This window comes from Tunturiibacter psychrotolerans (genome assembly GCF_051013365.1).
Taxonomy (GTDB): domain Bacteria; phylum Acidobacteriota; class Terriglobia; order Terriglobales; family Acidobacteriaceae; genus Edaphobacter; species Edaphobacter psychrotolerans_A.
Genome location: NZ_CP132941.1, coordinates 3,474,153 through 3,491,470, shown reverse-complemented (window position 1 = coordinate 3,491,470; position 17,318 = coordinate 3,474,153). Strand labels below are relative to the sequence as shown.

Genomic DNA, 17,318 nt, shown 5'->3' with positions numbered 1-17,318 from the left:
TCCTACCAGCTCTTGCGGCCACGGATGCGGCCACTCTTGGGAGTGAAGCCGTCATAGTGACGCATGATGAGCTGCGATTCGATCTGCTGAACAGTATCCATGGCCACGCCGACAACGATCAGCAGACTGGTACCGCCGAAGTAGAAGTTGACGCCAAGACCGTTGGTCATCCAGGTTGGCAGGCGGTCGAAGACCGAGCCGATAAGCCAGATGTGATTGAAGTGAATTCCGCTGATCAGAAGCTGCGGAATAATCGTGATGATGATCAGATAGAGCGCGCCGACGAGGGTAATGCGGGTCAGCACATCGTTGATGAAATCGGCGGTGCGCTTGCCGGGACGAATGCCTGGAATAAAGCCGCCATACTTGCGCATGTTATCGGCGATGTCGTCCGGACGGAACACGATCGAGATGTAGAAGTAAGCGAAGAAGATGATCGCAACCATCTGCAGTAACTCGTACCACGGCTCACCGGGTGCTAGAGCGCGCAGGATCGGACCAAAGAAGGAAGAGTCCTGCAGCGAATAGCCGAAGATGTGAGCGCCCGAGAAGAGCAGGGGAGCTGACAGAATCGAGCTCGCAAAGATGACCGGCATCACGCCGCCAGAGTTCACTTTGAGCGGAAGGTGGGTGGACTGGCCACCCATCATCTTGCGGCCAACGATACGCTTCGCGTACTGGACTGGGATACGACGCTCGGAACGCTCCACAAAAACGATGAAGGCTACTACCGCAATCATGCCGACAACCAGGAGAACAACCGCGATCGGTGTTAGCGCTCCCCATGCGTTGTCGCGAACCTTCTCATATAGATTCTCGATGCCCTTCGGCAGGCCCACAACGATACCGGCGAAGATTAGCAAGCTCATACCGTTGCCGATGCCGCGCTCGGTGATCTGCTCGCCCAGCCACATGATGAAGGCAGTACCTGAGGTGAGCGTGATGACGCAAAGAGGAATGAATGCCGCGCGGGAGATTGTAACCATCGACTGACCGGTACTCGTGTTAGTCAGTGTCAGAGCAATCGCAAACGACTGAACGATGCCAAGCAGAACGGTTACATAGCGTGTCCATTGCGTAATCTTGCGGCGGCCGAGTTCGCCTTCCTTCTGCAGCTTCGCAAGCGGCTCATAAATAACTGTGAGCAACTGGAAGATGATCGAAGCCGTAATGTACGGCATAATCCCGAGGGCAAAGACTGTGAGCTTCCGGAGGTTTCCACCCGAGAAGAGATCGACGAGACCGAGTGCCGATCCGGAGTTCTGATTGAAGAACTGCGCGAGCATATCGGCGTTGATACCGGGGGTAGGAATATGCGAGCCGAGGCGGTATACGGCCAGCATGCCAAGCGTGAAGAGCACACGCTTGCGGAGATCGGGAATTTTGAAGATGTTTGCGATTTTCTCGAACATCGGGTGCAGGAACCTCGGGGTAAAACTGGTGATCTGGTGAAACGGCGATGCGAGGGCGCACGCCCTCGCCTGCCAATCATTCTAAATGCTACTTAGCCGATGAGGATGGCCTTACCGCCGGCCTTTTCGATCGCTTCCTGCGCGGTCTTCGAAAACTTGTGGGCGTGAACCGTGACGGCAGTCTTGATCTCGCCGTTATTCAACACTTTGATCAAAGCGCCCTTCTTGCGGAGAAGACCAAGCTCGATGATCTTGTCGAGGGTGAACTCGGTGACATTCTCGGCGGCTACAATCTCGGCGACGCGATCGAGGCCAAGGACCTGGTACTCAACGCGGAAGATGTTGGTGAAGCCGCGCTTCGGCAGACGGCGGTGAAGCGGCATCTGGCCGCCTTCAAAACCACGCATCAGCGATGAACCCGAGCGGGAGCCCTGACCCTTGTGTCCACGGGTCGAGGTCTTACCCATGCCCGAACCCATACCGCGGCCGACACGCTTCTTGTTTTCATTCGCCTTCTTGGGGGCGCGGAGATTGGAGAGATTACGAATTGCCATTGTTTCCTCGCTTAACGCCGACGAAGCAGCTTCTGCTCTTCGCCGACTCGCATATGAATTTGCCCTGACGGGTTTGGTACGGTTGTGCCGGATCGACGATTAGTCGACGACGCGGACCAGATGGGGAACCTTTGCGACCATTCCACGAATGGATGGTGTATCTTCGCGCTCAACGATCTGGTTCAAACGGGTAAAGCCGAGGCCCTTGATGACGAGCTTGTGCTTGACCGGGGTGCAGATCTTGGAACGGAAGTACTGCAGCTTGATTTTGGCGATTGCGTTGGTGTCTGCCATGAGAGAGCTCCTTGAATCCTGTTGGAGCAGAGGCAAGAGCTTAGAGCTCTTCCACTGCCTTACCGCGCAGGGCGGCGACTTCAGCCTTGTTGCGAAGCTGGATAAGAGCGTCGAACGTAGCCTTGATGACGTTGTGTGGGTTCGCCGAGCCGAGGCTCTTGGTCAGCACGTTTTGCACGCCAGCAGCGGTCATCACAGCGCGAACCGTCTTACCGGCGATGACGCCCGTACCTTCAGGAGCTGGCTTCAGCATCACCTGTCCGGCGCCGAAGTGGCCCAGAACCTGGTGAGGGATCGTGCTCTCGGTTAGATTGACCTTGTGCAGATTCTTCTTGGCCGACTCGATCCCCTTGCGGATAGCCTGGGGAACTTCCTTGGCCTTACCCGAGCCGTAGCCGACCACGCCTTCCGCCGGATCGCCGATGACGACCAGCGCAGCGAAGGACATATTCTTACCGCCCTTAACGACCTTGGTGACGCGGTTGATCGAGACGACCTCGTCCTTCAGGTTGAGGCGGTTCGCATCGATTTTTTTCTTCATTGCCATAATGTCTTATCCAGCTTTCTGGCGGCCAATCGAGGCGCGCCGTGGGAACCTTAGAAATCGAGACCCGCTTCACGGGCAGCATCGGCGAGAGCCTTCACACGGCCGTGATAGAGATAGCCGCCGCGATCGAACACAATCTTCTTGATGCCCTTCTCTTTGGCGCGCTCGGCGATCAACTTGCCGACTTCAGCAGCCGCGGCGATGTTGCCACCGTACTTCTTCTCTTCGGTCTTCTTACCCATGGAAGAAGCAGAGGCGATGGTAACTCCGTTGAGATCGTCGATGAGCTGCGTGTAGATATGGTTGAGCGAGCGATAAACGTTGAGGCGCGGACGCTCGGCGGTACCGGACATCTTCTCGCGAATGCGGGTGTGAACACGCTGACGGATCACATTACGCTGACGTGGATTGATCATGATTGACTTTCCTTCCTAATAGCGTACTCAGAGTGCTGAGGACGTTCGGTTGTTGAATCCAATGTTGAGGGCTGCATGAGGAGTGAATCAATTGGCTCACTCCTCACGCAGCGCAGATTACTTCGCTCCGGTCTTACCGACCTTCTTCTTCAACTTCTCGCCGGTGTAGCGAACGCCCTTGTTCTTGTAAGGATCAGGCTTGCGGAGCGAGCGCATGTCAGCAGCAACCTGACCAACCTTCTGCCGGTCGATACCAGAGACGGTGAGGTGAGTTTGCTTGGGGTCGATCTCAACCGAGATGCCGGTAGGCAGGGGAAACTCGATGGGGTGAGAGTAGCCCAAGGTGAAGACCACCATGTTCTTACCCTTCAACTCCGCACGGTATCCGATACCGACGATGTCAATATCCTTGGTCCAGCCAGTGGTGACGCCGGTGACAGCGTTGAAGACCAGCGCGCGAGCGAGGCCATGAAACGCAGCCTGCTTGTCGGTCTGACGCTCGGTGAGCAAATGACCGTCTTTCTGGACGAGGGTGATGCCGCCAGGCAGCATCGCGCTAACCTTGCCCTTGGGGCCTTCGACCAGGACTGTGCTGCCGTTCTCGCTCACAGTGTACTTGACGCCGGCAGGTAGAGCGATCGGCTTCTTACCAATACGTGACATAACGAATCCCTTTAGTGGCTTGCGAGTCGCGATAGCATTCCATGCCGATCGTTCCACTGCAGCCGATAAAACTTTCTGTCTCGTCATCGAAGACAACGAGAGCTACTTCCGAACTACCAGACTTCGCAGAGGATCTCGCCGCCAACACCTTCGCGACGCGCCTGGCGACCGGTCATGACACCCTTGGGAGTGGTCATGATCGAGATACCAAGCCCACCCTGAACGCGGCGGATCTCGTCACGGCCGAGGTATACTCGGCAACCAGGACGGGACACACGCTGCAGATCGCGGATGACAGCCTCATTGTTCGGTCCATACTTCAAGTAAACGCGGAGAACTTTCATACCATTCTCTTCGGTCGGCTTGTAGTTCGCGATGTAGCCTTCCTCTTTGAGGATGCGGGCAATCTCGGCCTTGAGCTTGGATGCGGGGACGTCGAGCTTCTGGTGACGCGCACGGATGGAGTTACGGATGCGGGTCAAAAAGTCTGCTACTGGATCGGTGAGGTTCATTCATTCTCCTTCATCCCCCGTTCGCTCACGAGTGTCTCTCGCAAGAACCAGCGGGAATGTCTGTTTCGGGTAATACGTCCAGACTTCTGCACCATAAGCTCGCGCCCTGATGAGGTCTCTGGAGTAGGTGCGCGACTTAGGCCGCACACGAATTCTTTTATTCTACCAGCTCGACTTCACAACGCCCGGAATTTCTCCCTTGAGGGCGAGCGAACGGAAGCAGAGACGGCATACGCCGAACTTGCGAAGGAACGCGCGAGGACGACCGCAGAGCTGGCAGCGGTTGTGCTGGCGAGACTTGAACTTCGGTTTCCTTGCGTCTTTGACGCGCTTTGCTGTAGTTGCCATGTGTTTTGCTCTCTATCTTTAGTGCAAATCTGTTCGAGGCCCGTGGGCCTGGCTTCGTGAACTATGCTCCTACGCGGAAGGGCATACCAAAGCTCTTCAGCAGGGCGCGGGCACCGTTGTCATCCTTCGCCGTCGTGACGATGGTGACGTTCATACCCTTCAATTTGTCGACCTTGGCGTAGTCGATCTCAGCGAAGATCAGCTGATCGCGCAGACCAAGAGTGTAGTTGCCACGGCCGTCAAAGCTCTTCGACGAAACGCCACGGAAGTCGCGAACGCGGGGAAGAGCGATCGAGATGAGGCGGTCAAGAAACTCGTACATCGTGTCGCCGCGCAGGGTGACCATCGCACCAATCGGCATGCCCTCGCGCACCTTGAAGGCGGCGATGGACTTCTTGGCCTTGGTGGTCACAGGCTTCTGGCCGGCGATGGCGGCAAGATCGGCCACCAGGGGATCCATGATCTTGACGTTCTGGGTGGCTTCGCCGAGGCCCATGTTGATGACAATCTTCTCGAGCTTCGGGATCGCCATAGCGTTGGTGATGTTGAGCTCTTTGCCCAACGCCTGCTTGATCTCGCTCTCGTACTTCTGCTTCAGACGTGTTGCCATGATTTTTCTTCGCTTTCTCCACGATTTCCGGGTTGGGTTTTAGCCCGTGTACCGATGCGTGGGGTGAACCGTTGAACCAGGATTTGAACTTCTGCTACATGAACAAACTTGTTTACTTCTTCTTCTCAGCAATCGTTGCGCCGCTGGTCTTTGAGAAACGAACCTTCGTGTCACCCTCAAAACGCGAACCGATGCGGGTCTTCTTCCCATCGCCATCTAACAGCATCACGTTCGAGACGTGAATGGTGGACTCCTGCTCCGCGATACCGCCCTTGATATTCCGCTGGGGGTTCGGCTTCACGTGCTTCTTCACCATCATGACGCCCTCAACCAGGACGCGATTCTTTTCAGCGATGACACGAAGAACCCGGCCCTGCTTACCCTTGTCCTTGCCTGCGATTACTTCGACTTTGTCATTCCGCTTGATCTTGATGCCTGCCATAATTCTCTCTTTTCCTCGACAATCGTGAAACCACGGAGCCGGACTCCGTTATAAAAACGTTTGCTAGATGACTTCGGGTGCGAGCGAGACAATCTTGAGGAACTTCTTCTCGCGAAGCTCGCGGGCCACAGGTCCAAACACGCGGGTTCCGACTGGCTCGTTGGCATCATTGATGACGACAGCGGCGTTCTGGTCGAAACGGATGTACGTTCCGTCGCGGCGACGATACTCCTTGCGCGTACGGACGATCACAGCCTTGACGACCTTTCCCTTTTTGACGGTGCCATCGGGAGAGGCTTCCTTGACAGCTGCGGTGACGACGTCGCCGAGGCCTGCCTTCTTGCCGAGACCACCACCGAGGGGCAGGATTACCTGCAACTTGCGCGCGCCGGAGTTATCGGCTACGTCAAGCATTGTTCTCATTTGTACTGACATCGTTCTTCTCCTGGCAATCTACTGCGGTGACACGGCCGGGGCTCATGCCCCAGGCTTGAACTTGATAAACGCTAAAAGCTACTTGGCTTCGGCAGCGACAGCAGCCGCGGACTTCTCTTCCGCCAGCGCGAGCGACGAGCGGCGAACTATCTCCTCAAGCGACCAGCGCTTCAGCTTCGACAGAGGACGCGCCTCGCGGATGCGAACAACGTCGCCGACGCGTGCGGAGTTCTGCTCATCATGCGCGTAGAACTTCTTGTTCGACTTCATCACGCGCTTGTACTTGGGGTGCGCCTTGCGCATCTCGATCTCGACGACGATCGTCTTCTGCATCTTGGTCGAGACGACCAGACCTACCTTCTCATTGCGACGCGAGGTCTGAGCTTCGGGAGTTGCGGCTGCGGTGTTGGTTGTATCTGCCATGATTAGTCCTTCTTCGCTTTCTTGCGGGCGGTGCGAGTGCTCTTGGCCGGCGCAACGTTGGCGACGACGGGGTTAGCGGCCTTCTCGGCGGCCAGGGTGCGCTGCCGTTCGACGGTCTTAATGCGGGCGATGTCCAGCTTGAGCGTCCGCAGCTTCTTGATGCCTTCGTTATTTCCGAGGCTCTTCTGGAAGCGGATGCGGAAGAGCTGCTCGCCGGCCTTGGCCTGCTCGCTCTTGAGCTCTTCGTCACTGAGATTGCTAATCTTTTCGAATTCCATTGTCTTTTTCCTTCACTACTAAAAGCTACTTAGCCTGGTCTTACTTGGTAACGACCGTCGCCTTCACATCGTGGCGCTGTACGAAGCTGGTCTTGAGCGGAAGCTTGTGAGCCGCGAGACGCATCGCCTCTTTGGCGAGCTCAGGAGTAACGCCTTCCATCTCAAACAGGATGCGGCCCGGACGGACAACGCAGACCCAGTGATCCGGAGCGCCCTTACCTTTACCCATACGGGTTTCGGCGGGCTTCTTGGTGATCGGCTTGTCCGGGAACAGACGCAACCAGACCTTGCCGCCACGCTTGATGAAACGCGTCATCGCGATACGGCTGGCTTCGATCTGGCGGTCGGTAATATAACCGCACTCCATAACCTTCAGGCCGAAGTCGCCGAAGGAGAGATCGGAGCCGCGCCACGCTTTGCCCTTCATTCGTCCGCGCTGCTGCTTACGGAACTTGACCTTCTTTGGCATCAACATAAGAAAACCCTCTTCACTCTTTCAGGGATACGTTCAATACGCTCCCCGGAAACTCCGGCCAGGCCGGGAAAAAACTTAGCTTGCGAATGCGCCAGTCGTAACACCCTGGTCGCGACGCTTCTTCTGCTCGTAGATATCGCCGCGATAGACCCAGGTCTTGACGCCGATGATGCCGTAAGTGGTGTGCGCTTCGGCAAAACCGTAGTCGATGTCGGCACGCAGCGTGTGCAGCGGCAGACGACCTTGGAGGTACCACTCGGAGCGGGCGATCTCGTTTCCGTTCAGACGACCGGAGACGCGGACCTTGATGCCCTTGCAGCCGAAGCGGAGCGCCGAGTCAACCGACTTGCGCATCGCACGACGGAAGCTGACGCGCTTCTCGAGTTGCAACGCGATGTTCTCGGCAACCAGCTGAGCATCAAGCTCTGGCTTGTTGACCTCGAGAATGTCGATGAAGACCTCGCGGCTGGTGCGCTTCTGAATGTCGGCCTTGAGCTTGTCGATCTCGGCACCCTTGCGGCCGATGATGATGCCCGGACGCGCAGTGCGGATGATCAGGCGCAGCTTGTTGCCTGGGCGCTCGACTTCAACCGAGCTGACACCGGCAGCCTTCAGCTTCTCGCGCAGCTCAGCCTTCAGCTTGACGTCTTCGACCAGCAGCTTGTCATAGCCGCGTTCCACGAACCAGCGTGACTTCCACGGCTTGTTGATGCCGAGGCGCAACCCATACGGATGGACTTTCTGTCCCATAGCTTCCCTTTACTCCGTGCCCTCTCCGGTTGAGCCGGTGGGCGGTAGTGCAAAACTTTAAGTTTACAAGAAAACCGGCTTACTTCGCGGCCTTTTTCGCTGCTGGCTTCTTGGCAGCTGCCTTCTTGGCTGCGGGCTTCTTCGCCGTGGTCTTGGTGGCTGCCTTCTTGGTGCCCTTCTTCGCTGCTGGAGCCGGAGTTGCATCAGCAGCTGCGCTGATCGCAGTGGCCGACTTCTTCTCCGCAACCGTCACGATGATGTGTGCGAGTCTGCGCTGGTAGCGGAACGCACGGCCCATTGGGGCAGGGCGGATGCGCTTCATACGCGGACCTTCGTTCGCGATTGCGGTGCGGACGTAGAGATTATCGACATCCACATCAAGCCCCTGCTCCTGCGAGACGTAGGTCGCGTTCTGAATCGCTGAACGCAGAACCTTTTCGACCACGGGCGCCATGCGCTTGGTGCTGAAGTGAACGGTATTGAGCGCCTGCTCGACGCGAAGTCCCTTGATCAGATCAAGGACAAGCTTCGCCTTCTGCGGGCTGGTGCGCTGAAACTTAGCTTCTGCGCGGAACTCTCTGATTTTTTCTGCTGCCTTCGCCATAATCTTCGTCCTTCAAAACTTCTGCTTCGCTGCCCGTTATCCGTTGCCGCGGGCTCGCGGTCTTACCTAACTGCAAACGATCAGCCCGATTTATTTAGGCTTCGCGGAGGTCTCAGCGGCACGCGCGGAGTGGCCTTTGAAGGTGCGGGTTGCCGAAAACTCCCCAAGCTTGTGGCCCACCATGTTCTCCGTCACGTACACCGGAATGAACTTGCGGCCGTTGTGAACGGCAATGGTGTGACCGACGAAGTCCGGGTGAATCGTGGACCGGCGCGACCAGGTGCGCAGTACCTTCTTGTCGTTGACCTGGTTCATCCCCTCAATCTTCTTCATGAGGTGATCGTCGATGAAAGGACCTTTTTTCGCTGAACGTGACATTTTGCTAAGCTCCGACTTTCTTGTTGCGATGCTGGATACGACGAATCTCTTGCTTGCGAGACTTGGTGTTGCCCTTTACTGCGGAACTGCTAGTCCTTACTTCGTCCGACGCTTCACGATGAACACATCAGTCCGCTTGTTATTGCGGGTCTTGTATCCACGGGTAGGCTGGCCCCAAGGCGTAACTGGGTGACGGCCGCCCGAGGTCTTACCTTCTCCACCACCGTGCGGGTGGTCGACCGGGTTCATCGAAACACCACGGTTCGAGGGGCGAATACCCTTCCAGCGATTGCGTCCGGCTTTGCCGATGGTGACGTTCTCGTGGTCGGTGTTGCCAACCTGGCCGATGGTCGCCATGCACTCGACAAGAACCTTGCGGGTCTCGCCGGAGGGCAGCTTCAGAAGCGCGTAGTCGCCTTCCTTGGCAATCAGGTTGACCTGGGCGCCGGCCGAACGAGCCATCTGCGCACCCTTACCCGGACGAAGCTCGATGTTATGCACAATCGTTCCGGTCGGGATGAACTTCAAAGGCAGCGCGTTGCCGACGAGGATATCAGCCTCGGGGCCGCTCATGATCGACTGACCAACCGTGAGACCGATCGGCTGAATGATGTAGCGCTTCTCGCCGTCCGCGTAGTGGATCAGCGCGATGCGGGAGCTGCGGTTCGGATCGTACTCAACCGTTGCGACCGTACCGGGGATCCCGAACTTGTCGCGCTTGAAGTCGATGAGGCGCAGCTTCTGCTTGTGACCGCCACCGTGGTGACGCATCGTGAGGCCACCGTTGTTGTTGCGGCCGCCGGTGCGCTGCTTGACTCCAAGCAACGGCTTATGAGGCTTGTCTGTCGTAATGTCATCGTTGACAAGCTTCGTCGCGAAGCGGAGTGATGGGGTAATCGGTCGAAATGATTTGATCGGCATCGTCTTTATTCCCTTGCCCGCGCTGCTAATCGCTTAGCCGCGCTTCGGTCCTGAATTCTGTTGCTGCGAAACAAACTCGCGCTTAGAGACTGTTGAGATACTCCGGCATCTTCTCGCCATCCTTCAGGCGAACGTAAGCCTTCTTCCAATCGGGGCGAAAGCCGGCAAACTTGCCACGGCGACGCTCCTTGCCTTCAACGGTCGAGGTGCGAACACCAGTAACTTTGACCTTGAAGAGTGTTTCAACAGCCTGCTTGACTTCGGTCTTGGTGGCCTTCAGGGCGACTTCAAACACCAAAGTGTTCTGCGTCTCCTTGACGGTCATGCCCTTCTCGGTAATGAGGGGGCGGCGAATAACGGTATAGAGAGTTGGCATTTACGCAACCTCCTTCTGCGCGGCGGCTTTGCTGCGCTTCGATACAAACTTCTTGAGAGTCTCCTGAAGAGCCTCGATGGCATCCTTTGAGAACACAGCGTGCTCGTAGCGGAGCAGATCGTAAGGGTGAACCTCAGAGCTGAGAACCAACTCCACACCCTGCAGATTGCGCGAGCCGAGATAAAGCTTCTCATCAAGCTTGCGGCTGCTCTCAACCAGGAGGGTCGTCTTACCCGCTTCGAGCTTGTTCAGCGCGTTGCGGAAGAGTTTGGTCTTTGCCTCGGGTACCTCGAAGGAATCGACAACGGTGAACTTGCCGTCGTTGATCTTCGCGGAGATCGCGGAGCGAAGTGCCCCCATCAGCTTCTTCTGCGGGAAGGAATACTCGTAGCTACGCGGCTTCGGTCCATGGACCGTACCACCACCACGCCAGAGCGGAGTGCGAATCGAACCGACACGTGCACGCCCGGTTCCCTTCTGCTTCCAAAGCTTCTTACCCGCACCAGAGACCTGATTGCGGTTCTTAGTAGCTGCCGTTCCCTGCCGAAGAGCGGCACGGTAGTGCTTGACCGACTCCCAGAGGAGGCCGTCGTTGACCTCTGCCGCGAATACCTCGTCGACGAGTTCGAACTCTCCGACTTTGGCTCCAGCGAGATTTACTACGTTGATGTTTGCCATCGTTCTTCTCTCTTTGCGCTCGCCATCGATGCGGCGAGCAAAAACTTTGTTTGGTAAGCACTTGAATAACGTGCTTCTGTTTAAAACTTTTACTTCTTCTTCGGCGAAGCCTTCTTCGAAGCCTTCAACGCGTCCTTCGTGGCTTCTCCAGCAAACCCACGACGCTCACGCGGCGGAGCCTTAGCCTTCGAGATCAGCACGAAACCATCACGTGGGCCAGGTACTGCGCCTTCGACCAGCAGAAGGTTGTCATCAAGATCGATTCCACGAATACGCAGGTTGCGAACCGTGATCTGTGCATCGCCCATGTGGCCCGGCATACGCTGGCCAGGGAATACACGAGACGGGAACGAGGAAGCTCCGATCGAACCCTGCACCTGGAACATGTGACCGTGCGACTTGGGACCGCCACCAAATCCGTGACGACGGATAACACCAGCGAAACCGCGACCCTTGGAGGTTCCAATTACATCGACGAAACGCTCGTCGTTGAAGATGTCAACCAGAATGCGATCGCCAGCCTTGGCCGTTACCTTCTCTTCGCCTTCAGCAGTCTTCACCGCTTCGAGACCGACCTCGCGGATCATCCTGACCGGAGGCACATCCGACTTGGCAAAGTGACCAGTCATCGCCTTGTTGACCTTGGAGGCCTTGACGAAGTCGACGTAGCCGATCTGCGCGGCTTCATAACCATCCTTCGCAAGCGTCTTCAACTGAGTGATCACGCAAGGACCAGCCTTCAGTACGGTCACGGGGTGAATATCACCGCGCTCGTCGAAGATCTGCGTCATGCCGACTTTTTTTCCGAGAATTCCTACTACTGACATTGGAGCTTCCTTTCCTCATCATGCTGAACTTCAGCTCAGCACTGCCGGGTTAATACTTCTAAAGCGAAACCTCAAACACTTCGCCGAAAGATTCTTTACTTCTGAACCGTCTTGATCTCGACGTCCACGCCTGCAGGCAGATCCAGCTTCATCAACGCATCTACCGTCTGCTGGGTCGGCTCGAGGATGTCGATCAGTCGCTTGTGCGTCCTGATCTCAAAGGCCTCGCGCGACTTCTTATCGACGTGGGGCGAGCGAAGAACGCAGTACTTGTTCTTCATCGTCGGCAGCGGAATGGGACCCGCAACCTGAGCACCGGTGCGTTTTGCCGTCTCGACGATCTCGCCGGTCGACGTATCCAGCACGCGGTAGTCATATGCCTTCAAACGAATTCTGATTCTCTGTCCAGCCATTGTTTGTCTCTTTCACGCTACTCAAAGATCGTTTGGAGTAACTGCCGGCCATGAACTTCTGCACGTACCGGCAGCCCTCGATTTTCAAAACAGCAACAACTAAAAGACTCTGTGGTGCACGTTCTTTACTTGATGATCTCGCTGATGGTGCCAGCTCCGACGGTGCGTCCGCCTTCGCGGATAGCGAAGCGCAGACCCTTCTCCATCGCGACGGGCGTATGCAGCGTGATCTCCAGCTGGATGTTGTCGCCGGGCATGCACATCTCGGTGCCCGCAGGAAGCTTCGCCGAACCCGTCACGTCCGTCGTACGGAAGTAGAACTGGGGACGGTAGCCGTTGAAGAACGGAGTGTGACGTCCACCCTCTTCCTTCGAGAGCACGTAAACCTCGCCCTTGAAGTCGGTGTGGGGCTTGATCGAACCAGGCTTGGCCAACACCATCCCGCGCTCCACATCTTCCTTCGCAATACCGCGCAGCAGAAGCCCCGCGTTGTCGCCTGCCAGACCCTCGTCCAGCTGCTTCTTGAACATCTCAACGCCGGTGCAGACCGTTTTGCGGGTCTCGCGGAAGCCTACGATCTCGCAGTCCTCGCCAACCTTCACCTTGCCACGCTCGATACGGCCGGTCACCACAGTTCCACGGCCAGAGATCGAGAAGATATCTTCGATCGGCATCAGGAACGGCAGATCCACCGCACGCTCAGGCTGCGGAACATACTTGTCGACCGCATCCATCAACTCGTCGATCTTGGCTTCCCACTTGGCTTCGCCGTTGAGCGCGCCCAGGGCCGAACCACGGATGATCGGAGTGTCGTCGCCCGGGTAGTCGTACTTCGATAACAGCTCGCGAACCTCAAGCTCAACCAGCTCGATCAGCTCTTCGTCCTCAACCGCATCGCACTTGTTCAGGAACACGACGATGTAGGGAACGCCAACCTGGCGCGCCAACAGAACGTGCTCCTTGGTCTGGGGCATCGGACCGTCGGTCGCTGCAACCACCAGGATCGCGCCGTCCATCTGCGCTGCGCCGGTGATCATATTCTTGATGTAGTCCGCGTGACCCGGGCAGTCAACGTGCGCATAGTGACGGTTCGGGGTCTCGTACTCTACGTGCGAGGTCGCAATCGTAATACCGCGCTCGCGCTCTTCCGGTGCGTTGTCGATCGTATCGAACGAACGGAACTTGTTGTTCGGGTTGTGCTTGCTCAACACCTTCGTAATCGCCGCCGTCAGCGTCGTCTTGCCATGATCGATGTGCCCGATCGTCCCGATGTTTACGTGCGGCTTTGACCGGTCAAACTTTTCCTTGCCCATGACTCTCTCCGTGTTTCCTGTATCTCGTTGACTTCTAAATTCGTGCGAAGACTAGGCCTCGCGGTTACTTTGCGTTTGCTTCTTTGCCCTGCACCTTGGCAATGATCTCTTCCGAAACCGAGCGAGGCGCCTCTTCGTACTGCTTGAACTGCATCGAGTAGTTCGCGCGACCCTGCGTAGACGACCGCATATGCGTGGCGTAACCAAACATCGTGCTCAGCGGTACAGTGGCCTTGATCGCCTGCGTGCCACCAACCATCTCCATGCCTTCGATACGGCCGCGACGGCTGTTGAGGTCGCCGATGATCGTACCCATGTACTCCTCAGGAACAGTCACTTCGACCGACATCACCGGCTCCAGCAGAACCGGCTTCGCCTTGCGAGCGGCTTCCTTGAACGCCATCGAACCAGCGATCTTGAATGCCATTTCGTTCGAGTCGACATCGTGATAGCTACCGTCGTACAGCGAAACCTTGACGTCCACCATCTCGTAGCCAGCCAGAACACCGCGCTGCATCGCGTCCTGAATACCCTGGTCGATCGGCTTGATGTACTCCTTGGGAATCGCTCCTCCCTTGGTGTCGTTGCTGAACTCGTAGCCCTTGCCCGGTTCATTGGGCGAGATACGAATCTTCGCGTGGCCGTAGTTACCCGAACCACCCGTCTGACGGATGTACTTGCCTTCAGCTTCGGCGTTGGCTCGAATCGTCTCGCGGTAGTTCACCTGTGGCTTACCAACGTTGGCCTCGACCTTATACTCACGCATCATGCGGTCGACGATGATCTCAAGGTGCAGTTCGCCCATTCCGGCGATGATCGTCTGGCCCGAATCGATATCCGTGCGAACACGGAACGTAGGATCTTCCTGCGCGAGCTTGGCAAGCGCCATGCCCATCTTTTCCTGGTCAGCCTTCGTCTTCGGTTCCACAGCAACTTCAATAACCGGTGCCGGGAAGTCGATCGACTCAAGCACAACAGGGTGCTTGTCCGTGCAGATCGTGTCGCCCGTAACGAGATTCTTGAGACCAACCGCAGCGCAGATATCGCCCGCGAGGATCTCGGTAATCTCTTCCCGCTTGTTGGCGTGCATCTTCAACAGGCGGCCAATACGCTCCGTCTTGCCGGTACGCGGATTCAACACCGAATCACCAGTCTTCAACTGACCCGAGTAGACGCGGATGAAGATCAGCTGACCAACGAACGGGTCGGTCATGATCTTGAAGCCGAGCGCCGAGAACGGCTCGCTGTCATCAGCTTTGCGGATAACCTCTTCTTCCATATTGTCGGGGTTGTGACCGATCATGGGAGGAATATCGAGCGGGCTAGGCAGGTAATCGACAACTGCATCAAGCAACGTCTGAACGCCCTTGTTCTTGAAGGACGAACCGCAGAGCACCGGGAAGATGTTCATCGCGATGGTCGCCTTGCGGATGCCGGCCTTCAGCTGAGCTTCAGTCGGCTCCTGCCCTTCGAGATAAAGGTGCATAATCTCGTCATCAGAGTCAGAGACAGCCTCGATCAGGTACGCACGAGCAGCCTTCGCCTTGTCGAGCAGTTCGGCAGGAATCTCTTCCACCGAGTACTCAGCGCCCATGGTCTCGTCGTGCCAGTAGATCGCCTTCATCGTGACCAGGTCGACGACACCGAGAAACTTCGCCTCAGCTCCAATCTGAATATTGATCGGCACAGCGCGTGCGCCTAAACGATCAACAATCGTCGAAGTCGCGTAAACAGCGTCCGCACCGGCCTTGTCCATCTTGTTGATAAAGCAGATCCTGGGCACCTTGTACTTGTCGGCCTGACGCCAGACAGTCTCGGACTGAGGCTGCACACCGGCAACGGCGTCGAAGCAGGCAACCGCACCATCCAGCACGCGGAGCGAACGCTCCACCTCGGCCGTGAAGTCCACGTGGCCAGGCGTGTCAATGATGTTGATGCGGATGTTCTTCCAGGTGCAGGTCGTCGCGGCAGAAGTAATCGTAATTCCGCGCTCCTGCTCCTGCTCCATCCAGTCCATGGTCGCAGTTCCCTCGTGCACTTCTCCGATACGGTGCGTGATACCCGTATAGAAGAGAATGCGCTCGGTCGTCGTCGTCTTGCCGGCGTCGATGTGCGCCATGATACCGATGTTCCGGCAACGATTCAGAGGTGTAGTGCGTGCCACGATCTATCTCTCATCTGCGAGCATCTGCTCGCGGTAATAACTGCGTTGAACCTAAAATCCCAAGGACGCTGCTGGAGACCAACTACCAGCGGTAGTGCGCGAAAGCCTTGTTGGCTTCGGCCATACGGTGAACGTCTTCCTTCTTCTTCATCGCGGCGCCACGGCCGTTGGCAGCATCGAGCAGCTCAGCGGTGAGCTTCTCAACCATGCCCTTCTCGCCACGTGCGCGGCCATAAGTCACAAGCCAGCGAATAGCGAGCGAGGTGCGGCGCTCTGGCAGAACTTCGATCGGCACCTGGTAGTTCGCACCACCAACTCGGCGGCTCTTGACCTCGAGAAGCGGCTTGCAGTTCTCGATTGCCTTCTTGAACAGCTTGAGGGCTTCGTCGCCACCCTTCTGCTCAAGGTTGGTCATGGCGGTGTAGAAGATGCCCTGCGCGGTCGACTTCTTTCCGCCCCACATCATCGAGTTCACAAACTTCGTGACCAGGGTCGAGTTGTAGACCGGATCTGCAGCAACTTCACGCTTTGCGATGTAACCTTTTCTCGGCATTGCTTTCTCTTCTCGTCTTCCTTCAGGACCGTAGAACTCTCAAGCCCTGAACCTGATTGATGCGACCAGCCGATTTCACTCAGCCAGCCGGGTTGATCTCAAAACGACAAACTACTTCGCAGCAGCAGCCTTCGGACGCTTCGCGCCGTACTTCGAGCGGCTTTGCTTGCGGTTGGCTACGCCGACCGAGTCGAGCGTGCCGCGAACCACGTGATACCGAACGCCCGGCAGATCCTTCACACGGCCGCCGCGGATCAGCACAATCGAGTGCTCCTGCAGGTTGTGGCCGATGCCCGGGATGTAGGTCGTAACTTCGATCCCGTTGGTGAGGCGAACACGCGCAACCTTGCGAAGAGCCGAGTTCGGCTTCTTGGGGGTCTGAGTGTAAACGCGGGTGCAGACGCCACGGCGCTGGGGCGAACCCTGAAGCGCAGGACTGGCGGTCTTATAACGAGTGGGCGTGCGGCCCTGCTTGACGAGCTGATGGAACGTAGGCACTAGAACTCCTTGTTAATGCGCGCGAAACATGACAACCAAACTTATGTGAGACGCACAGGTAGGATTCAAGCCTCGCCTCCTGCGGTACAAGCCCCGTACACGCAAAAAAGTGAGAACGCTGAAGCGTCTCTGACGAAGATCTTCCCTGCTGCGTCTGTAAACCGGTACAACAAACCAGACGTAAACAGTCGACGGTGGCCGAGCGCCTTTCCTTAACTTTCAAAGGATGAGCCGACTCCGTTTCGCTGTCCCGGCCCGCATAGCCCATCCTGGGTGGAGGGTGTCGCAGGCACGATTGCGATAGGCCGCAGACGAACGACATTCAGATCCGATGAATCAAACGAGTCACTGACCGGGAATGTCCTGCGGTGAATCTCTTGTATCCAGTATAGCGCAATCATCCTCAACCCGTCTTGCGACAGGAAGCGAACCTA

Annotated in this window: 26 protein-coding genes; all 26 read right to left on the bottom strand. The window is 56.9% G+C overall.

Going from position 1 to position 17,318, the window contains the following annotated elements; all coding sequences use genetic code 11:
* Positions 1-2 precede the first annotated feature (2 nt).
* A complete protein-coding gene (gene secY, locus RBB76_RS14500) occupies positions 3-1,412 on the bottom strand; it encodes a preprotein translocase subunit SecY (RefSeq protein ID WP_183975629.1) in 1,410 nt (469 codons plus the stop codon).
* Positions 1,413-1,504: 92 nt separating this feature from the next.
* Complete coding sequence (rplO, locus tag RBB76_RS14495) at positions 1,505-1,966, bottom strand: 50S ribosomal protein L15 (protein ID WP_429630245.1); 462 nt, start codon at positions 1,964-1,966, stop codon at positions 1,505-1,507.
* Positions 1,967-2,065: 99 nt separating this feature from the next.
* Positions 2,066-2,260 (bottom strand): 50S ribosomal protein L30, encoded by a 195-nt coding sequence (gene rpmD, locus RBB76_RS14490; protein WP_158943424.1) that lies wholly within the window; start codon positions 2,258-2,260, stop codon positions 2,066-2,068.
* A 40-nt stretch (positions 2,261-2,300) separates the two neighbouring features.
* Positions 2,301-2,807: a 30S ribosomal protein S5 gene (gene rpsE / locus RBB76_RS14485; RefSeq protein WP_218884479.1), complete on the bottom strand. Its 507-nt coding sequence runs from the start codon at positions 2,805-2,807 to the stop codon at positions 2,301-2,303.
* A gap of 50 nt (positions 2,808-2,857) precedes the next feature.
* Positions 2,858-3,223 carry a 50S ribosomal protein L18 gene (gene rplR / locus RBB76_RS14480; protein ID WP_179636966.1) on the bottom strand — a complete coding sequence of 122 codons (366 nt, stop codon included), beginning with the start codon at positions 3,221-3,223 and terminating at the stop codon, positions 2,858-2,860.
* Positions 3,224-3,340: 117 nt separating this feature from the next.
* The gene (gene rplF / locus RBB76_RS14475; protein ID WP_429630248.1) at positions 3,341-3,886 is read right to left on the bottom strand and encodes a 50S ribosomal protein L6; all 546 of its coding nucleotides are present in this window, start codon (positions 3,884-3,886) and stop codon (positions 3,341-3,343) included.
* Between the two features lie 113 nt (positions 3,887-3,999).
* Positions 4,000-4,398: a 30S ribosomal protein S8 gene (gene rpsH / locus RBB76_RS14470; RefSeq protein WP_183975624.1), complete on the bottom strand. Its 399-nt coding sequence runs from the start codon at positions 4,396-4,398 to the stop codon at positions 4,000-4,002.
* A gap of 162 nt (positions 4,399-4,560) precedes the next feature.
* The gene (locus RBB76_RS14465) at positions 4,561-4,746 is read right to left on the bottom strand and encodes a type Z 30S ribosomal protein S14 (RefSeq protein WP_020715220.1); all 186 of its coding nucleotides are present in this window, start codon (positions 4,744-4,746) and stop codon (positions 4,561-4,563) included.
* 61 nt (positions 4,747-4,807) lie between these two features.
* Positions 4,808-5,356, bottom strand: a complete 549-nt coding sequence (rplE, locus tag RBB76_RS14460; RefSeq protein WP_429630251.1) for a 50S ribosomal protein L5 — start codon at positions 5,354-5,356, stop codon at positions 4,808-4,810.
* 112 nt (positions 5,357-5,468) lie between these two features.
* A complete protein-coding gene (rplX, locus tag RBB76_RS14455; RefSeq protein ID WP_260736988.1) occupies positions 5,469-5,798 on the bottom strand; it encodes a 50S ribosomal protein L24 in 330 nt (109 codons plus the stop codon).
* Positions 5,799-5,861: 63 nt separating this feature from the next.
* Positions 5,862-6,233 carry a 50S ribosomal protein L14 gene (gene rplN, locus RBB76_RS14450; RefSeq protein ID WP_158790617.1) on the bottom strand — a complete coding sequence of 124 codons (372 nt, stop codon included), beginning with the start codon at positions 6,231-6,233 and terminating at the stop codon, positions 5,862-5,864.
* Between the two features lie 78 nt (positions 6,234-6,311).
* Entirely contained in the window at positions 6,312-6,656 is a 345-nt protein-coding gene (gene rpsQ / locus RBB76_RS14445; RefSeq protein WP_179636960.1) for a 30S ribosomal protein S17, read from the bottom strand.
* A gap of 2 nt (positions 6,657-6,658) precedes the next feature.
* Positions 6,659-6,934: a 50S ribosomal protein L29 gene (rpmC, locus tag RBB76_RS14440; protein ID WP_020715225.1), complete on the bottom strand. Its 276-nt coding sequence runs from the start codon at positions 6,932-6,934 to the stop codon at positions 6,659-6,661.
* Between the two features lie 40 nt (positions 6,935-6,974).
* Positions 6,975-7,409, bottom strand: a complete 435-nt coding sequence (gene rplP, locus RBB76_RS14435) for a 50S ribosomal protein L16 (RefSeq protein ID WP_183768693.1) — start codon at positions 7,407-7,409, stop codon at positions 6,975-6,977.
* A 75-nt stretch (positions 7,410-7,484) separates the two neighbouring features.
* On the bottom strand, positions 7,485-8,159 hold the full coding sequence (gene rpsC, locus RBB76_RS14430; RefSeq protein ID WP_158943402.1) for a 30S ribosomal protein S3: 675 nt from the start codon (positions 8,157-8,159) through the stop codon (positions 7,485-7,487).
* A gap of 79 nt (positions 8,160-8,238) precedes the next feature.
* Complete coding sequence (rplV, locus tag RBB76_RS14425) at positions 8,239-8,763, bottom strand: 50S ribosomal protein L22 (protein WP_429630256.1); 525 nt, start codon at positions 8,761-8,763, stop codon at positions 8,239-8,241.
* Positions 8,764-8,853: 90 nt separating this feature from the next.
* Positions 8,854-9,141, bottom strand: a complete 288-nt coding sequence (gene rpsS, locus RBB76_RS14420; RefSeq protein ID WP_020715229.1) for a 30S ribosomal protein S19 — start codon at positions 9,139-9,141, stop codon at positions 8,854-8,856.
* A 96-nt stretch (positions 9,142-9,237) separates the two neighbouring features.
* Positions 9,238-10,062 (bottom strand): 50S ribosomal protein L2, encoded by an 825-nt coding sequence (gene rplB, locus RBB76_RS14415; protein WP_183768682.1) that lies wholly within the window; start codon positions 10,060-10,062, stop codon positions 9,238-9,240.
* Positions 10,063-10,144: 82 nt separating this feature from the next.
* Complete coding sequence (locus tag RBB76_RS14410) at positions 10,145-10,438, bottom strand: 50S ribosomal protein L23 (RefSeq protein ID WP_183975620.1); 294 nt, start codon at positions 10,436-10,438, stop codon at positions 10,145-10,147.
* Positions 10,439-11,116 (bottom strand): 50S ribosomal protein L4, encoded by a 678-nt coding sequence (rplD, locus tag RBB76_RS14405; RefSeq protein WP_429630259.1) that lies wholly within the window; start codon positions 11,114-11,116, stop codon positions 10,439-10,441.
* Between the two features lie 89 nt (positions 11,117-11,205).
* Complete coding sequence (rplC, locus tag RBB76_RS14400; protein WP_429630261.1) at positions 11,206-11,943, bottom strand: 50S ribosomal protein L3; 738 nt, start codon at positions 11,941-11,943, stop codon at positions 11,206-11,208.
* 95 nt (positions 11,944-12,038) lie between these two features.
* Positions 12,039-12,356: a 30S ribosomal protein S10 gene (gene rpsJ, locus RBB76_RS14395; RefSeq protein ID WP_013581294.1), complete on the bottom strand. Its 318-nt coding sequence runs from the start codon at positions 12,354-12,356 to the stop codon at positions 12,039-12,041.
* 125 nt (positions 12,357-12,481) lie between these two features.
* Positions 12,482-13,669, bottom strand: coding sequence for an elongation factor Tu (gene tuf, locus RBB76_RS14390; RefSeq protein ID WP_429630263.1), 1,188 nt, complete (start codon positions 13,667-13,669; stop codon positions 12,482-12,484).
* Between the two features lie 64 nt (positions 13,670-13,733).
* Positions 13,734-15,833, bottom strand: coding sequence for an elongation factor G (gene fusA / locus RBB76_RS14385; RefSeq protein ID WP_429630265.1), 2,100 nt, complete (start codon positions 15,831-15,833; stop codon positions 13,734-13,736).
* An 82-nt stretch (positions 15,834-15,915) separates the two neighbouring features.
* Positions 15,916-16,386, bottom strand: coding sequence for a 30S ribosomal protein S7 (rpsG, locus tag RBB76_RS14380; protein WP_158943903.1), 471 nt, complete (start codon positions 16,384-16,386; stop codon positions 15,916-15,918).
* 111 nt (positions 16,387-16,497) lie between these two features.
* A complete protein-coding gene (rpsL, locus tag RBB76_RS14375; protein WP_123489299.1) occupies positions 16,498-16,884 on the bottom strand; it encodes a 30S ribosomal protein S12 in 387 nt (128 codons plus the stop codon).
* Positions 16,885-17,318: the final 434 nt, after the last annotated feature.

Coding starts and splice junctions, on each gene's coding strand:
- rplP (WP_183768693.1), bottom strand. CDS start 7,409: ATGTTGATGCCAAAGAAGGTCAAGTTCCGTAAGCAGCAGCGCGGACGA.
- rplO (WP_429630245.1), bottom strand. CDS start 1,966: ATGGCAATTCGTAATCTCTCCAATCTCCGCGCCCCCAAGAAGGCGAAT.
- rplC (WP_429630261.1), bottom strand. CDS start 11,943: ATGTCAGTAGTAGGAATTCTCGGAAAAAAAGTCGGCATGACGCAGATC.
- tuf (WP_429630263.1), bottom strand. CDS start 13,669: ATGGGCAAGGAAAAGTTTGACCGGTCAAAGCCGCACGTAAACATCGGG.
- RBB76_RS14465 (WP_020715220.1), bottom strand. CDS start 4,746: ATGGCAACTACAGCAAAGCGCGTCAAAGACGCAAGGAAACCGAAGTTC.
- rpmC (WP_020715225.1), bottom strand. CDS start 6,934: ATGGAATTCGAAAAGATTAGCAATCTCAGTGACGAAGAGCTCAAGAGC.
- rplD (WP_429630259.1), bottom strand. CDS start 11,116: ATGGCAAACATCAACGTAGTAAATCTCGCTGGAGCCAAAGTCGGAGAG.
- rplE (WP_429630251.1), bottom strand. CDS start 5,356: ATGGCAACACGTCTGAAGCAGAAGTACGAGAGCGAGATCAAGCAGGCG.
- rpsQ (WP_179636960.1), bottom strand. CDS start 6,656: ATGGCAGATACAACCAACACCGCAGCCGCAACTCCCGAAGCTCAGACC.
- rplB (WP_183768682.1), bottom strand. CDS start 10,062: ATGCCGATCAAATCATTTCGACCGATTACCCCATCACTCCGCTTCGCG.
- rplN (WP_158790617.1), bottom strand. CDS start 6,233: ATGTCAGTACAAATGAGAACAATGCTTGACGTAGCCGATAACTCCGGC.
- rplF (WP_429630248.1), bottom strand. CDS start 3,886: ATGTCACGTATTGGTAAGAAGCCGATCGCTCTACCTGCCGGCGTCAAG.
- RBB76_RS14410 (WP_183975620.1), bottom strand. CDS start 10,438: ATGCCAACTCTCTATACCGTTATTCGCCGCCCCCTCATTACCGAGAAG.
- rpsG (WP_158943903.1), bottom strand. CDS start 16,386: ATGCCGAGAAAAGGTTACATCGCAAAGCGTGAAGTTGCTGCAGATCCG.
- rpsJ (WP_013581294.1), bottom strand. CDS start 12,356: ATGGCTGGACAGAGAATCAGAATTCGTTTGAAGGCATATGACTACCGC.
- rpsS (WP_020715229.1), bottom strand. CDS start 9,141: ATGTCACGTTCAGCGAAAAAAGGTCCTTTCATCGACGATCACCTCATG.
- rplV (WP_429630256.1), bottom strand. CDS start 8,763: ATGGCGAAGGCAGCAGAAAAAATCAGAGAGTTCCGCGCAGAAGCTAAG.
- rplR (WP_179636966.1), bottom strand. CDS start 3,223: ATGATCAATCCACGTCAGCGTAATGTGATCCGTCAGCGTGTTCACACC.
- rpmD (WP_158943424.1), bottom strand. CDS start 2,260: ATGGCAGACACCAACGCAATCGCCAAAATCAAGCTGCAGTACTTCCGT.
- rpsH (WP_183975624.1), bottom strand. CDS start 4,398: ATGAACCTCACCGATCCAGTAGCAGACTTTTTGACCCGCATCCGTAAC.
- rplX (WP_260736988.1), bottom strand. CDS start 5,798: ATGGCAGGCATCAAGATCAAGCGGAATGACAAAGTCGAAGTAATCGCA.
- secY (WP_183975629.1), bottom strand. CDS start 1,412: ATGTTCGAGAAAATCGCAAACATCTTCAAAATTCCCGATCTCCGCAAG.
- rpsC (WP_158943402.1), bottom strand. CDS start 8,159: ATGGGACAGAAAGTCCATCCGTATGGGTTGCGCCTCGGCATCAACAAG.
- rpsE (WP_218884479.1), bottom strand. CDS start 2,807: ATGGCAATGAAGAAAAAAATCGATGCGAACCGCCTCAACCTGAAGGAC.